We start from the raw sequence: 398 nt of genomic DNA, 5'->3' as shown, positions 1-398 counted from the left end.
ACGGCAACGGAAACGATCGCCGCGCCTTCCAGACCCATCGCCGGAAAGCCGAAATGGCCGAGCACCAGGATGTAGGCAAAGATCGCGTTCAGCACCAGCATGGCGATCGTGACATTGAGCACCACGGCCGCCTTGCCGATGGCGCTCACCAGCGCCCGCATGACATTGTAGAGCAGGCCCGGCAGTACGGCGAAATGGCCGATCAGGATATAGCCATGTGCGAGCTTGGCGACCTCGGGCTTCTGCCCGGCCGCCAGCAGGATTTCCTCGGCATAGAAGAAGGCTGGCTGCATGACCAGCCAATAGGCGGTAACGACCCAGAGACCCATGCGCATCGAGCGGCGCACCGTGACGATATCGCCACGCCCATAGGCCTGCGCCACCATCGGAATGACGGC

Annotated in this window: 1 protein-coding gene; it reads right to left on the bottom strand. The window is 62.8% G+C overall.

Annotation, left to right across the window (positions count from 1 at the left end):
- On the bottom strand, nucleotides 1-398 hold a 398-nt coding region (locus tag SB764_RS38535; protein WP_410866539.1), incomplete at both ends, for an MATE family efflux transporter.

The sequence above is a fragment of the Paraburkholderia sp. SIMBA_027 genome, assembly GCF_046535315.1.
Taxonomy (GTDB): domain Bacteria; phylum Pseudomonadota; class Gammaproteobacteria; order Burkholderiales; family Burkholderiaceae; genus Paraburkholderia; species Paraburkholderia tropica.
This window is presented reverse-complemented; position numbering and strand designations above follow the sequence as displayed.